Origin of the sequence: Belliella calami (assembly GCF_022549695.1) — a bacterium.
Lineage (GTDB): Bacteria > Bacteroidota > Bacteroidia > Cytophagales > Cyclobacteriaceae > Belliella > Belliella calami.
Genome location: NZ_JAKZGS010000003.1, coordinates 273000 through 287280, shown reverse-complemented (window position 1 = coordinate 287280; position 14281 = coordinate 273000). Strand labels below are relative to the sequence as shown.

The 14281-nt window shown below is 37.7% G+C and carries 13 protein-coding genes; 5 read left to right on the top strand and 8 right to left on the bottom strand.

Features of this window, described 5'->3' with window-relative positions; translation table 11 throughout:
• Positions 1-47: 47 nt before the first annotated feature.
• Both nusA and rimP read right to left on the bottom strand, forming a co-directional pair.
• Entirely contained in the window at positions 48-1295 is a 1248-nt protein-coding gene (nusA, locus tag MM236_RS05890) for a transcription termination factor NusA (RefSeq protein ID WP_241274017.1), read from the bottom strand.
• Positions 1296-1300: 5 nt separating this feature from the next.
• A complete protein-coding gene (gene rimP / locus MM236_RS05885; RefSeq protein ID WP_241274016.1) occupies positions 1301-1771 on the bottom strand; it encodes a ribosome maturation factor RimP in 471 nt (156 codons plus the stop codon).
• Between the two features lie 705 nt (positions 1772-2476).
• On the opposite strand from rimP, the gene MM236_RS05880 reads away from it, so the two are divergent.
• The 5 genes from MM236_RS05880 to rodA are packed head-to-tail and all read left to right on the top strand — an operon-like array spanning position 2477 to position 7935.
• Positions 2477-3505 carry a rod shape-determining protein gene (locus tag MM236_RS05880; protein ID WP_076501372.1) on the top strand — a complete coding sequence of 343 codons (1029 nt, stop codon included), beginning with the start codon at positions 2477-2479 and terminating at the stop codon, positions 3503-3505.
• A 7-nt stretch (positions 3506-3512) separates the two neighbouring features.
• Positions 3513-4349 (top strand): rod shape-determining protein MreC, encoded by an 837-nt coding sequence (gene mreC, locus MM236_RS05875; RefSeq protein ID WP_241274015.1) that lies wholly within the window; start codon positions 3513-3515, stop codon positions 4347-4349.
• A complete protein-coding gene (locus MM236_RS05870; protein ID WP_241274014.1) occupies positions 4339-4860 on the top strand; it encodes a rod shape-determining protein MreD in 522 nt (173 codons plus the stop codon). The genes mreC and MM236_RS05870 overlap by 11 nt, the downstream gene beginning before the upstream one ends.
• Positions 4860-6659 carry a penicillin-binding protein 2 gene (gene mrdA / locus MM236_RS05865; protein WP_241274013.1) on the top strand — a complete coding sequence of 600 codons (1800 nt, stop codon included), beginning with the start codon at positions 4860-4862 and terminating at the stop codon, positions 6657-6659. The genes MM236_RS05870 and mrdA overlap by 1 nt, the downstream gene beginning before the upstream one ends.
• 1 nt (position 6660) lies before the next feature.
• Positions 6661-7935 (top strand): rod shape-determining protein RodA, encoded by a 1275-nt coding sequence (gene rodA / locus MM236_RS05860; RefSeq protein ID WP_241274012.1) that lies wholly within the window; start codon positions 6661-6663, stop codon positions 7933-7935.
• A 244-nt stretch (positions 7936-8179) separates the two neighbouring features.
• Here the strand turns inward: rodA and MM236_RS05855 are convergent, their stop codons facing one another.
• The 6 genes from MM236_RS05855 to MM236_RS05830 are packed head-to-tail and all read right to left on the bottom strand — an operon-like array spanning position 8180 to position 14255.
• A complete protein-coding gene (locus tag MM236_RS05855) occupies positions 8180-9511 on the bottom strand; it encodes a DUF58 domain-containing protein (protein WP_241274011.1) in 1332 nt (443 codons plus the stop codon).
• Positions 9512-9515: 4 nt separating this feature from the next.
• Positions 9516-10529 (bottom strand): AAA family ATPase, encoded by a 1014-nt coding sequence (locus MM236_RS05850; protein WP_241274010.1) that lies wholly within the window; start codon positions 10527-10529, stop codon positions 9516-9518.
• On the bottom strand, positions 10516-11730 hold the full coding sequence (locus MM236_RS05845; RefSeq protein WP_241274009.1) for a DUF4350 domain-containing protein: 1215 nt from the start codon (positions 11728-11730) through the stop codon (positions 10516-10518). The genes MM236_RS05850 and MM236_RS05845 overlap by 14 nt, the downstream gene beginning before the upstream one ends.
• Positions 11727-12458 (bottom strand): hypothetical protein, encoded by a 732-nt coding sequence (locus tag MM236_RS05840; RefSeq protein WP_241274008.1) that lies wholly within the window; start codon positions 12456-12458, stop codon positions 11727-11729. The genes MM236_RS05845 and MM236_RS05840 overlap by 4 nt, the downstream gene beginning before the upstream one ends.
• A gap of 1 nt (position 12459) precedes the next feature.
• Positions 12460-13299, bottom strand: coding sequence for a hypothetical protein (locus MM236_RS05835; RefSeq protein ID WP_241274007.1), 840 nt, complete (start codon positions 13297-13299; stop codon positions 12460-12462).
• Positions 13299-14255, bottom strand: coding sequence for a stage II sporulation protein M (locus MM236_RS05830; RefSeq protein ID WP_241274006.1), 957 nt, complete (start codon positions 14253-14255; stop codon positions 13299-13301). The genes MM236_RS05835 and MM236_RS05830 overlap by 1 nt, the downstream gene beginning before the upstream one ends.
• Between the last annotated feature and the right edge of the window lie 26 nt (positions 14256-14281).

The window sequence follows — 14281 nt, the reverse complement described above, 5'->3', positions numbered from 1 at the left end:
ATTCTTTGGCAAATATAAGACCTATATTTGGGTAAATTGGTCTTTATTTATTGTTCAAATTCCTGTTTTAATATTTTGAAGATATCTTCAATGGTCTCTTCCTCAAGCTCGGTACGTCTCAAGAGGTCTTCTTTTGATAAGGAAAGTACACTTTTGGCAGTATCCAATCCTGTCTTTTTCAACTCATCAATCACCCAACTTTCGATTTCATCACCGAATTCGTCAAGTACCACATCTTCTTCATCTTCATATTCACTCAATTCTCTAAATACATCGATCTCGTATCCAACCAATCTACTTGCAAGACGGATATTGAACCCTCCTTTACCGATGGCCATGGACACTTGATCTGGTTTCATGAAAACTGAGATCCTTTTCTTCTCATGATCCGCCTGGATCGAAGAAACTTTTGCCGGGCTCAATGCACGCGACACATATAAATCAAGATTATCGGTGAAATTAATCACATCGATATTCTCATTTTGCAACTCTCTAACTACTGCATGGATTCTGCTCCCCTTCATTCCGACACAAGCTCCTACTGGATCAATTCTGTCGTCATAAGATTCCACAGCCACTTTCGCTCTTTCTCCTGGTTCTCTGACGATCTTTTTGATAGTAATCAATCCGTCAAAAACTTCTGGAACTTCATTTTCAAACAATCTTTCCAAGAAAATCGGAGAGGTTCTAGAGAGTATGATTCTAGGATTACCATTTACCATCTCCACCTTGTGAACAATAGCTCTTGCAGCGTCTCCTTTTCTAAATCTATCTTTTGGAATCTGTTCGCCTTTGGGCAGGATTAGTTCATTTCCTTCTCCATCCATCAACAAAACTTCTCTTCCAAGAATCTGGTAAACTTCCGCAGAGATAATTTCTCCAACCAATTCTTCGTATTGATTGAATAGCAAATCTTTTTCAAGATCCTTGATCTTTTGGATCAAAGTCTGTCTTGCCATCATGACAGCCCTACGACCAAAATCTTCCAATTCAATTTTTTCGTACACCTCTTCGCCAACTTCAAAATCAGGCTCGATCTTTTGTGCATCTGTAAGGCTTATTTTGTCAAAATCCCAAATATCTTCAGAGTTGTCATCTACGATCTCTCTAATCCTTAATATTTCAAGATCACCTTTATCTGCATTGATTGTCACATCAAAATTCTCGTCGGTCTCGTACTTCTTGCGAATCATCGCTCTAAACACATCTTCGAGAATGCGAATCATCGTTGGTCGATCCACATTTTTTGATCTTGCAAATTCTGCAAATGATTCTATAAGAACTTTAGCATCCATTTTTTTTACTTAAAAGAGACTAGTACAATTGATTTCTTTATTTCTTCCAAAGGATATACAACTTCTTCTTCAGTAGCCTTTTTTCCTTTTTCTTTTTTGATCACCTTCAGTTTGATCTCTGAAGGATCCACCTGTAGAAGTTCCCCCTCAGTTTCCTTTCCATCAGTCAAGGTTACTTTGAGTTTTCTTCCAATATTCTTCACATATTGCCGTCTTGAATTGAGAGGATAATCCACACCTGGAGAAGAGACCTCAAGCACGTATGCATCTGCGAGCAATTCTTTGGCTTCTATCTCCTCACCAACTTGTCTACTTAAAAAAGCACAAGCATCTATACTAACACCTTTGTCAGCATCGATGAGGATTTTAAGTTGAGGCTTACTGCTGTTTTCGATAAGCTGAATGTCCACGATGAAGTGTTCTTCATCAGGCAAGTGCTTTTCTACAATTTCTTCAATAGTTTGTTTTAAACTCATATTACAATTTACCATAATGAAAGAGGGGACTGTCGTCCCCTCCATATATTCGGCTAATACGCTACAAATTTAATAAAATAATTCCTATAAAAAAAAGAGTGTTATTAAATCCTTTGTTTTAAAGTATTTGAAAGCAATACTTCTGCCCATAAAATATCTTTGTATTTCTATTTTTAATTTCTCAACCTGATTTCAGAATACTACTAATTTATTTGGTCTTTAAAGGATACCTCTCAGTTTTGTTTTTACAAAATGATATTCTTTGACAAAATCAATATCCATTACCCTAAATTAATAGAAAATATGACAAGCCTTATTAAAACCACTTCGCAAAACTTCACAGTTTTTAACTTTTCTAAAACCCTTACCTGTGAATATAAAATTGATGCCTTCCGTGCTGGTAGAAACCTGGAGGGATTTTACTAAAGGGTAAGAGACGGGAAAAAACTTTACTGAAAAGAGAATCTTTGGTATGTGAATTGTTAAGTGCAGGCAAACCTCCTGAATTTGCACCAATCAAAACCACTCCAACTTGATTGTAAAAGGTTGTTTAGAGTAAAGTGAAACAATGTTTTAAAAAAAAAGAGCAATATGATAAGAAATTGCAATTAAGATAATAATTTTGTCGTCCTGCGTTTCATGTTATGCATCTAGAATGCTAACTTTAACATATTCTCAAATATAAAATTCAACCAAAAAGACATAATGGGATTATTCGATTTTTTCTCCAGTGATATTGCTATCGATTTAGGTACTGCAAATACGCTGATTATTCATAAAGACAAAATAGTTGTTGATGAACCTTCTATCATTGCAATTGACAGGACTACCAATAGGGTCTTGGCAGTGGGAAAGGATGCGATGAATATGCATGAAAAAACGCATGAGAATATAAAAACCATCCGTCCACTCAAAGATGGTGTGATTGCTGATTTCTATGCTGCAGAGCAAATGATCAGAGGATTGATCAAAATGATCCCTGGCCACAAAAAAGGAATGTTTCCCCAATCTCACAGAATGGTAATTTGTATTCCATCTGGCATCACAGAAGTAGAGAAAAGAGCTGTTCGTGATTCTGCAGAACATGCGGGAGCCAAAGAGGTTTACATGATTTATGAACCGATCGCTGCTGCAATCGGTATTGGGATAGATATAGAAAAACCAATGGGATCCATGATTGTGGATATCGGTGGTGGTACCACAGAGATCGCATTGATTGCTTTGTCAGGTATCGTAGCTGATCAATCTATCAGAGTAGCCGGAGATACTTTCACTAAAGACATTCTCGATTACATGAGAAGGCAACACAATCTACTAATCGGTGAAAGGTCAGCTGAAAAAGTAAAAATAGCCATTGGTTCTGCATTGACAGAATTAGATGATGCGCCTGAAGATTATGAAATCAGAGGTAGGGATTTGATGACAGGTATTCCAAAAGTAATCAAGGTGTCATATTCTGAGATTGCATTTGCACTTGACAAATCAGTATCCAAAATCGAAGAGGCCGTTTTGAAAGCATTGGAAATCGCCCCACCAGAGCTTTCTGCAGATATTTATGATAATGGTATTCATCTCACTGGAGGTGGTGCATTGCTAAAAGGCCTAGACAAAAGACTTCATCAAAAAACAAAATTACCTATTCACATCGCAGAAGATCCACTTAGAGCAGTGGTAAGAGGAACCGGAACCGCCTTGAAAAATATTTCCAATTTCAGAACCGTATTGATGACTTGATCACTGGATGCAGCGCATTTTACTATTTCTTTACAGTTTAAGAGCTTTTCTGTTATTCGTTTTTCTGGAGGCAATCGCCATTTGGCTGATTGTCTCCTTCAATTCCCAACAAGGATCTGCTTTTTTCAATAGCTCTAACAGATTTAGCGGTAAGATCTTAGGGGCAAAAAACAACGTCTCTGAGTACTTTTCACTAGCAGAGGTAAACAGGAGGCTTGTGGATACCAATGCTGAGCTTTTGGCAGAACTAGAAATGTACAAAAAACCAGCTGACAGCACCTTCATACAGCTGGATAGTATTTTGATGGCGAAGTTTGAGTTTAAGGGTGCTAAAGTAATCAACAACTCCATCAGGTTAAACCAAAACCATCTCACATTGAATAAAGGAGAAAAGCACGGGATCAAACCTGGTATGGGTGTTTTCAACGGCCAGGGTGTGGTGGGTAGAGTCAAAGGTGTTTCAAAAAATTTCGCAACAGTAATCTCCTTACTTCATACTGATCTTTTGGTCTCATCTAAAGTAGATTCAACTGAAGTATTTGGCTCAATCAAATGGGATGGTGTAGATCCGCAAAAAGCAAAAATGCTCTATATCCCACGCCATGTAAAGATTGAAGTAGGTGATAAGATAGTCACATCAGGATACAATGCAGTATTTCCGGAGGGGATCAACATCGGCACTGTCTTAGAAGTAAATCAAGGATCTGACACAAACTATTTGGACGTAACGGTGTCCTTAGCCACAGACTTCACAAAAGTAACATACGTATATCTAGTAGAAAATGACATTGAGGAAGAATTGGACTCCTTGTATATAAATTCAGACATCAGCAATGACCAGTAGCAGAATTTTTTATTTAATTGGTGGATTCCTTGTCTATCTTTTGGTACAGATACTTGTACTAAAAAATCTGGTGCTGTTTGGTGTAGGGTTTTGTTTTTTATATATCATTTTCGTTATTCTATTACCAATAGAGACCAAAACCATTCCTACGCTTCTTATTGCTTTTGGAATGGGCTTGATTGTGGATTTGTTTTATGATACGTTAGGAATACACACAGCGAGTTTATTGATTGTTGCATTTATCCGAAGACCTTGGATCAAAATATTGACACCTACGGGTGGTTATGATGACAACCTTCAGCCCACAATATTAAACATGGGCATTGGGTGGTTTATGACTTATAGCCTGCCCCTAATTGTTATTTTTAATTTTTCTTTCTTTTTTATTGAAAGTATGGGTACAGATTTGTTCTTCCCCGTCGTTCAAAAAATAATTGCCAGTGCTATTTTTGTATTTGTAATGAGTAATATTGTTCAACTGTTATTTTACAGGAGAAGGAGGGGAATATAATGAACGAACAAAGACCGATTACCATCATCATAGTTATCGTGTTGATAGGGATTGTACTGTTGACCAAACTATTTATGATACAAGTGCTAGATGACAGCTTTCTGAAGAGGGCAGAAAGAAATGCTGTACAAAGACTTGTAGATCATCCATATAGAGGGCTTGTCTATGACCGTACTGGAAAAATATTGGTCTATAACAACCCTATTTTTGATTTGATGGTCATTCCAAAAGAATTCGATGTCAAAGACACTACAAGATTTTGCGAAATCTTCAACATTGCCAAAGAAGATCTGATAGAAAAATACACCGCAGCCCGAAAATATTCATCTGTAAAACCATCAATCCTAATCCCACAGGTATCCACTACCGAATTTGCCAAAATCCAAGATTACTTGATCGACTATCCTGGCCTATTTGTAACTACCCGATCAGTGAGGTCTTACCCACAAGCTAGCGCCGCAAATGCATTGGGCTACATCGGCGAAATCAACGCAAGGCAACTCGAAAGAGATACTGTGAAATATTATAGACAGGGGGATTTTGTTGGCCTCAGCGGACTCGAAGGATTCTATGAAAAAGAACTCAGAGGGTTAAAAGGAGTGAAGTACAAAATGGTCAATGTCAGGGGAGTGGACAAAGGTTCATTCAAAGATGGTGACTATGACACTGCTTCCGTAGCAGGAAGAAATCTTACCTCCACCATTGATCTTGAGCTTCAGCTTTATGGCGAAAAATTGATGGAGGGAAAAGTAGGCTCTGTAGTCGCTATAGAACCTAAGACAGGAGAAATATTGGCGATGATTTCTGCACCGACTTATGACCCTAATTTATTGGCAGGATCTAAGTTTGGATCTAATTATGGTGTTTTGAATAAAGACGAAAAAATGCCATTGTTCAACAGGCCAATCATGGCAATGTATCCTCCAGGTTCTATTTTCAAAATTGTCCAATCGCTGATAGGACTACAAATGGGCATATTGACTCCAAATACTACTTATGCATGCAACAGGTCTTTGGTCGCTTGCCACAATCACCCATCGCCTGTGAATCTCTTTGGTGCAATCAGGAATTCTTGCAATCCCTATTACCACCAAGCTTATCGTGCAATGATAAATCAGGAAGTGTCTAGAAATACATTCAAGGATACGGAAATAGGGCTTGACAAATGGCGTGAAAGTGTCTTGCTCTTTGGACTTGGAAGTCCACTTGGAATCGATATGTATAATGAAAAAGGTGGAAGTATTCCTTCTAGCAGCTATTACGATAGAATCTATGGTGTCGGTAGATGGAAATATTCCACAATCTATTCCCTTTCTATTGGGCAAGGCGAAATGATGGTAACTCCACTTCAAATGGCAAATCTTGCTGCAATTTTTGCAAACAAAGGATACTATTACCAACCACACCTGATCAAAGCCATAGATGGAGACCATACCAAGATTAGAGAGGAATTCAGGACAAGAAGAGAAGTCGGTGTAGATGCGCACCATTTTGACCTAATCCAAGACGCAATGGCAGAAGCAATCTATGGAACGGCTGCAAGGGCCGCTATTCCAGACATCACCATTGCAGGTAAAACAGGGACCGCACAAAACCCACAAGGAGAAGACCATTCTGTATTCGTTGCATTTGCACCAAAAGAAGACCCGAAAATAGCAATCGCTGTGTATGTAGAGAATGCCGGATGGGGAGGAAGAGCAGCAGCAAGTACAGCAAGTTTGATGATAGAGAAATACATCAAAAGAGAAGTTGAAAGACTTGGTTTGGAAGAGTATGTGATTGCCGGAAAATTTATGTGATTTGAGACAGGACGATTTATATATCAACAAAATTGACTGGATATCCATCCTAATCTATGCTGCATTGGTAATCATAGGTTGGTTTAATATCTATGCTGCTGTGTTTGATGAGCAAAATGCTAAAAGCATCTTTGACCTATCAATCAATTCCGGACAACAACTCGTACGGATGGGAGCTGCCATTATAATGATATTGCTGATCATGGTAGCTGATTATCGGCTATACGATAATCTATCCATGATTTTGTATGTATTTTTTCTAATTCTTCTGATTGCCACACCTTTTATTGGAAAAGAAGTCAACGGACAGATACTTACAGTTGGCATTGGTTCTGTCAGAATCCAACCGTCTGAATTTGCTAAATTTGCGACCGCTTTAGCACTTGCAAAGTACATGGAAAGACCTAGTTTCGATCTCAGTCAAATCAAGTACCAGTTGCAAGCTTTGGCAATCATCATGATCCCTGTGATTTTAATCATGCTGCAACCTGACACTGGTACTGCTATGGTGTACTTTGCATTTTTCATTATGCTTTATAGAGAAGGAATGCCACAGAAATACTATGTGCTGGCATTGACAATCATTGCTATATCATTATTGGCTTTGGGTGTCGAAAACAATCTCTACTTGGTTTTTGCCATTGCAGCGGTAGTGGCTATTCTGATATTTTTAGGGAAGAAGAAAATTTCTAGAATCATCTCTTTCATTGTAATAGGTTTGCTGATGGTTGCATATGTTTACAGTCTAGACTATGTAGTTTCGAAATTACCTCAACATCAGCAAAATAGGATTATGGTGCTCTTCAATCCTGATTTGGATCCTTTGGGCGTCGGATGGAATGTAACCCAATCAAAAATAGCAATAGGCTCGGGTGGATTTCTTGGAAAAGGATATCTAGAAGGAACACAGACAAAGTTTGATTTTGTCCCTGAGCAACATACCGATTTTATTTTTTGCACTTTAGGTGAGGAATTTGGTTGGACAGGAAGCTTTATCGTGATTTTACTTTTTTGCACCTTATTGATCAGGTTAGTAATTATGGCCGAGCGGCAGAAAACTCGCTTCTCTAGAGTTTATGGTTATTGTGTTATTTCAATATTGCTCTTCCACTTTATGGTCAATATTGCAATGACTATCGGGCTATTTCCAGTGATTGGAATACCACTTCCATTCTTTAGTTATGGAGGTTCCTCTCTATGGTCATTTACTATTCTTCTTTTCATATTTATCAAGTTGGATTCACATAGAATCCAGATGCTGGGAAGAATGAATTAAACTTCATTTGACTCGATTGAATAATTTGTCTCTGAAATTACAAATATCAGAGGATCACTTTGTAAGGATTCATCCAACTTTCTAACTTAAAAGTCTAACCACGGAGAACACGAAGGATTTCACAAATTACACAATGTCATACTTTAAAAACACCTCGTATTAATCCCATTAGCACTTGTGCCCTTTGTGCCACCTTTGTATACCTTGTGATAAAAATATCGCCCAGAGGTTTGGATAACAACACCTACAACAACCCCCTGGCCCTTATCTCCAAATATTTGTTGATCGTATTGATGCTTAATTCACTTGGCTTTGTCAGGATCGTCTGAATCCCATGCCGATTGAGCTCTTTGGCCATCAGCTTTTTGTCATAGAGAAATTTTTCGGCAACAGTTTTATTGAAAATATCAGATAGCTTCTCAGTGGGTCTTTCTGCCAATTCTTCCAACAAGGTGTTCTCAAACAAAACCACTACCAACAAATGCTTTTTGGCAATAGCCTTGAGGTAAGGAAGCTGTCTTTCCAAAGCAGTATGATGCTCAAAATTGGTAAACAAAATCAACATACTGCGATGGTTGACTTTTTGCTTCAGCCAATTATAAAGCAACCCATAATCTGTATCCAAAAACTTGGTGTTCACATTGTAAAGCATTTCCATGATACTCATCAAATGGGTTTTGCGATTGATCGCAGGCAAGGACCTTTGCATCGTGTTTGAAAAGGTAATCAAGCCAGCTTTATCCCCTTTTTTAAGGGCGATATTAGAAAAAGCAAGGGTACTATTTACTGCATAATCAAGCAAGCTCAATCCCTCAAAAGGCATTTGCATTACCCTGCCAGTATCGATTACAGAATAAATAGGTTGGGATTTTTCATCTTGATATTGATTCATCATCAACGAAGCACTCTTTGCGGTAGCTTTCCAATTGATCCTTCTGATATCATCTCCCTGTACATACTCTTTGATTTGCTCAAACTCCATCGTATGTCCGATCCTCCTGATTTTCTTCAAACCCAAATCAAACTTTCTGACATTACTGGCCAAAAAATCATATTGCTGCATCTGAATAAAAGATGGATAAACTTTTACCAGCTGTCCTTTTTGGAAACTGTACCTTCTCTTGACCAAGCCTAGCATTGAACAGACATAAATGTGCAAATCACCAAAAAAATACTCCCCTCTTGTCTTTGGAAGTAGCTGGTATTGAAATTCCTTTTCTTCATCCTTTTCTACCGAATCTCCAAACCCAAAATCCCTTTTTTGGAATTGGACGGGAATTTCATCAAGAATGAATGTTTTGATTTGCCTGCTGTAGTTATTCTTTATAGTGACATTTACAGAATTGAAATCACTGTTTGAGAATTTTTCTGGTAAAATCCGAGCTGCTTTTATACCCTCTTTCAACCTAAACAAAAAGATAAAATCAACAACAACTAAAAATCCAAGAACCCATAAAGAAACGAAACCTACAGGATATAAAATTTCTACCCAATAGGAAACCAAAAAGATAAAAGCTATACCAGCCAATAGCCAATAAAGTCTGCGCTCAAAGAAAAGTTGTCGAAGTAATTGCATCAATTTATCTAGGGATTTCTACTGACTGAACTATGCCATCTATGACAGTTTCTGTTGTCATTCCTTCCATTTCTCGTTCTGGATTCAAAATAATCCTGTGGCCCAAAGCTGGCACCACCACTTTCTTAACATCTTCAGGAATTACAAAATCCCTTCCCGCTACAGCCGCAGATGCTTTTGAAGCATTCATGATCGCTAAAGAAGCCCTTGGAGATCCACCTAAATACAAGTTGGGGTGATTTCTTGTTTTCACCACAATCTGCGCAATGTACTTCAGGATTTTTTCTTCAATTGCGACTTCAGAAGACAATTTTTGGAAAATTTTCAAAGACTCAGGATCCAAAATCGATTCTATTTGGTCGATTGCAACATCAGATCTTCTGGCATGGTGGGTTTTTAGGATATCAAACTCCTCTTCAAGGGAAGGGTAATCCAATTTGATTTTGAATAAAAACCTGTCCAACTGAGCTTCTGGAAGGCTATATGTCCCCTCTTGTTCAATTGGGTTTTGCGTTGCTAACACCATAAAAGGCTCATCCATGGGATATGTATGTCCATCGATCGTTACTTGACGCTCTTCCATCACTTCAAAAAGTGCTGACTGCGTTTTGGCTGGAGCACGGTTGATTTCATCGATCAAAATAAGGTTTGAGAAAATAGGACCTTTCTTAAACTCAAACTCTCCTTGCTTCATATTTAGGATAGAAGTCCCTAACACATCACTTGGCATGAGATCAGGTGTGAATTGAATCCTGCTGAATCCTACCTGCAATGTTTTCGAAAACAACTTAGACGTGATCGTCTTTGCTATTCCTGGTACACCTTCTATCAAAACATGCCCTTTTGCCAACATCGCTACCAAAAGCAGGTCAATCATCTCTTCCTGCCCTACAATAACTTTTTGGATTTCAGCTTTGATTCTCCCTACAGCATTACACAAATCTTCCAAAGGCAAGCGACTTTTGAAATCCATTGAAGCATTGCTCTCTTCTGGGTTTGGTTCCCTATTTTCTTCCATTTTTATATGATTTAAATTCCTCTATCAATTTATTTACTTTCATGACATCTGCCTTTGACACCTTTTCTTTGGTGTAAACAGCTGCCAAGAAGTCAAAGGTCTCTTTGCCTTTATCCTCAGGACAGTTCGCCCGAGTTGCCAAATCCTTGACATCCAAGTCATCAAAATTTTCAAATTTCACTCTAAAATTTGTCCTGCAATATTCCAAAAACAGATTGATCTGCTGCTTGGAAATCTCCGTGTAAGCTTCTCGTTCCATATACATTGCTGATATGGTTTCTGAAAAAGCAACTGTCTGATTTTCCAAAGGAAGCACTATTGGAATACTTCTCTGTCTCCTCCTTCCTTCAAATACAATCCAAAGAAAAAGCATGAATACAATTGTATAATAAGCGCTTTTCAATCTTGGATTGGCAAGAAATAGATAGAGAGGTGAACTGTAAATGGACTTCCCTATCTTTTGGTAATTGTCATAATAGAATTTCCCTTCATTTGGCAAATAAGCCAAAGCACCCTGGGTATAACTTTTGGTAGCTGTGTCCAAAAGAAAATAATTCGAAAATGCCAGTGGGAACGTATGAAGATAAACAAGACCCTCACCAACCTTCACCACTACGAAATTCGGCTCAGGCGAGGATTTTGACTTATGAAATTTGGTTGTACCCAAAACAGCTGTCTTGCTACTATCCATTTCTGAGAAATAATCCAAAGAGGTAGTCCTGTCAAATACAAAAGGTTGCTCTCTTCTCAGCCTTTTATCAGTAAAGTTCACCTCCGCCCTTTCATTCAGATTTGCTAGCTCCACTAATGGAGCCACCTTCAAATCCAAGGAATCCAATAAAGGAACACTGAAATTTCGAGCAGAAACATACAAAGTATTTCCTCTCCTCACCCAATTCAGCATTTTTTCGATTTCGGACTTATCTGAAGAAAAAAACGAATTGAATGCGAAAAACACTCCTTCTTCTGGTTCTTTATTCAACCATTCATAGGCAGACACATTGACTTCTTTGAACCTTTCTTCGGCTATTTTTTCAGACAATTGATCATAAATGACCTTTCCACCATAAGGGATTTTATCCAACTTGAAGAAACTCTCACTCCAATCTATGGAAGACTTCATATTGACTTGCAAAAGCAATAAAACCAATATAATGAAGGCCAATAAGCCCATGAATATTTTTTGTGATTTTGGTATCATAGCAGACGATCCAATTTATGAAATGCCCCTTCTGCCTTCTGAAAGGAAAGTTGATCTACATCAAAGTCCCCATACCAGATATAATCATATATTTTAGTGATTTCTACAAATTGAACTTTCAGGGGTCCGACCGATAGCTCTTCAAAATAATCATGATTGGTTTTTTGAATTTTCCATTCTATCAAATCCTTTTCTATCAACTTCTTCAAAGTCAAAAGATAATAATAGCGTATAGCCAATCTGAAATCCCCTCTGGAAATCGCATGATTGATCAATTGTTGAATATCTTGATTTTGGATGATTTCTTCATCTGACCCAAATGCGACTTTGGAACCATTCAATTTATTTTCAGCCACTTTTCTATTCTCGTACTTTACAAAAAGCCAAATCATCAAAATCGAGAGCCCCAATAGAAGCAAATAAGGCAAAACTTGTATAAAAAAGCTCAAAAACTTCCCCGCTGTTTTATTTCCTATAATCCAACTCCACACCCTTCCGAGTAATTCATTGGCTTTTCGTTTGAGCTTTTGAAACCAATTCTCACCATCATTCAATTCAATGTATTGAAATTCCTTTTCACCAAGGTATTTATCCACATATTCTTCCCCAAGATCAAAAGGTTGCAATTGTTCTTTTTCAAATACAAAATCCACAGCAAGACTATCCTGACTTGCTTCAGAAGTAAAAATGGAAATAAAGAAAAGAATGAAAGCGAATTTGTATAGCATTTTAAGACCCCAGCTCTTCGATTTTTTGTCTGATTCCAGTATTGTTTTTCTCCTCATCCAAATCATAATAAATAATCGCCAAAGCAATCAATATAATGACGGACAGAATATAAGATGCCGCATTTCCCAAAGTTGCCAAAATCAAAAAAATAAAATCATTGGGTGTTCCTAAAGCATTCACTGAAGTTTGGGAAGCTACAATAGCTGTTTTTATCATCAAATAAATCAGGGCAGGCATAGAAAAAGCAAAGGAGATCACCCCTATGATAATTGCAACGACAAGAATGGATCCGAAAGTTACCCACCAGTATCCTTTGATCAATTCGAAACTTTGACTGATTGAAGAGCCTACACTTGTATTTCTAAGAATCATTAAAGGAAATACAATTCCAAGTGGCACTAAGAAATAAATCCCAGGAATAACAAAGAAGATAAAACCAAACACCAGCATAAAATATGAGACAATGACTAGAAGAATCAATCCTCCAAATTTCCCCTTTGCGTTATCAATCACACTTGCATCATTTACCAGACCTTTGTTCACTTCATACTCATGGATAAAGCTATAAACAGTAGCGGCACTAATGGCATAAAAGATACCACCAGACAAAGCCATCGCAAACAATGCAAGTCCTATTTCTACTGCTACAGTCATTGGCTCTGGATTCATTAGTACATATTGATAATAAGCCGAAGCAAGGATTACGACCAAAAAAGGAATTCCGCATGTTTTTACCAAGACTGAATAAAGCTGCTTGGCATTTGTACGTGAAAAAGCAAATGTATCTGACAAGATTGTTCCCAATTCCCGTCTTTTTCGTAAGGGTAAATAATTTTCCATCAGTTTGATTTTTTATGAATTTGAAAAGGATAAATAACGTAATAAAATACAATCACACCTAATGAAACAATAATTATTGAAATATTGAAAAAGTCAGGAAAATCTGTAATCCGTGTAACAAAACCTTCCAGAAAGCCTGCAATTATAAAAAAAGGGATTGTGCTAATCAAAATTTTTAGACCTGCTTTAACCCCCCGCTTCAATGAAGTCAACCTTGAGTAAGTACCAGGAAAGAGGAGACTGTTTCCAAGGACAATTCCCGCACACCCAGCCACAATGATGACCGAAATCTCAATTGTTCCATGAACCCAAATGGTCCTTGCTGATTCCCAGAGCAATCCTTGGTCGTAAAAGAAATATTGGAATGATCCCAGCATGATCGCATTTTGCATCAATATGTAGAATGTCCCCACACCTAATAAAATCCCATAGGAGAATGCTGTGAGCGCCACTCTGATATTATTGATTGTAATTCCCAAAAACATGTCCATTTGCTGCATTTGTTTATACACAGCCATCGGATCTCCTTTTTCAATGTTGGCAAGTGTCATATTGACATAGGCATCTCCCAAAATCGCCCTGACAAATGCCGCATCTGTAGCCGCAGAATAAGCACCTATAATTGAAAATACCAAAAAGATCAAAAATGCAATCCCAAGTTGTGGCAAATACTGGTAAAACATGGCAGGAAATTCATGTGTATAAAATTTTATGAATCTTCCTTTGGATTCTTTTTTTGTTTTGTAGATTTTTTGGTGAGATTTAGACGCCAATTGGTTTAGATAGATATGCGTTTGGCTATTTGGGTAAAAAGTCTGGGCATAACTCAAATGATCTGTGATCTCTACGTATAGATCTCCAAGCTCCAGCGGTGAGATAGGTGTATTGGATAAAAGAGCATTTTCAAATTTTACCCATTTATCTTTATTTCGCTTAATAAAAGAAGCTTCTCGCATTCTATGTCATCAGTTTTACCAAAGAA

Coding starts and splice junctions, on each gene's coding strand:
- mrdA (WP_241274013.1), top strand. CDS start 4,860: ATGAACGAACAAAGACCGATTACCATCATCATAGTTATCGTGTTGATA.
- MM236_RS05855 (WP_241274011.1), bottom strand. CDS start 9,511: ATGCAATTACTTCGACAACTTTTCTTTGAGCGCAGACTTTATTGGCTA.
- MM236_RS05880 (WP_076501372.1), top strand. CDS start 2,477: ATGGGATTATTCGATTTTTTCTCCAGTGATATTGCTATCGATTTAGGT.
- MM236_RS05870 (WP_241274014.1), top strand. CDS start 4,339: ATGACCAGTAGCAGAATTTTTTATTTAATTGGTGGATTCCTTGTCTAT.
- MM236_RS05845 (WP_241274009.1), bottom strand. CDS start 11,730: ATGATACCAAAATCACAAAAAATATTCATGGGCTTATTGGCCTTCATT.
- nusA (WP_241274017.1), bottom strand. CDS start 1,295: ATGGATGCTAAAGTTCTTATAGAATCATTTGCAGAATTTGCAAGATCA.
- MM236_RS05850 (WP_241274010.1), bottom strand. CDS start 10,529: ATGGAAGAAAATAGGGAACCAAACCCAGAAGAGAGCAATGCTTCAATG.
- MM236_RS05830 (WP_241274006.1), bottom strand. CDS start 14,255: ATGCGAGAAGCTTCTTTTATTAAGCGAAATAAAGATAAATGGGTAAAA.
- rimP (WP_241274016.1), bottom strand. CDS start 1,771: ATGAGTTTAAAACAAACTATTGAAGAAATTGTAGAAAAGCACTTGCCT.
- mreC (WP_241274015.1), top strand. CDS start 3,513: ATGCAGCGCATTTTACTATTTCTTTACAGTTTAAGAGCTTTTCTGTTA.
- MM236_RS05835 (WP_241274007.1), bottom strand. CDS start 13,299: ATGGAAAATTATTTACCCTTACGAAAAAGACGGGAATTGGGAACAATC.
- MM236_RS05840 (WP_241274008.1), bottom strand. CDS start 12,458: ATGCTATACAAATTCGCTTTCATTCTTTTCTTTATTTCCATTTTTACT.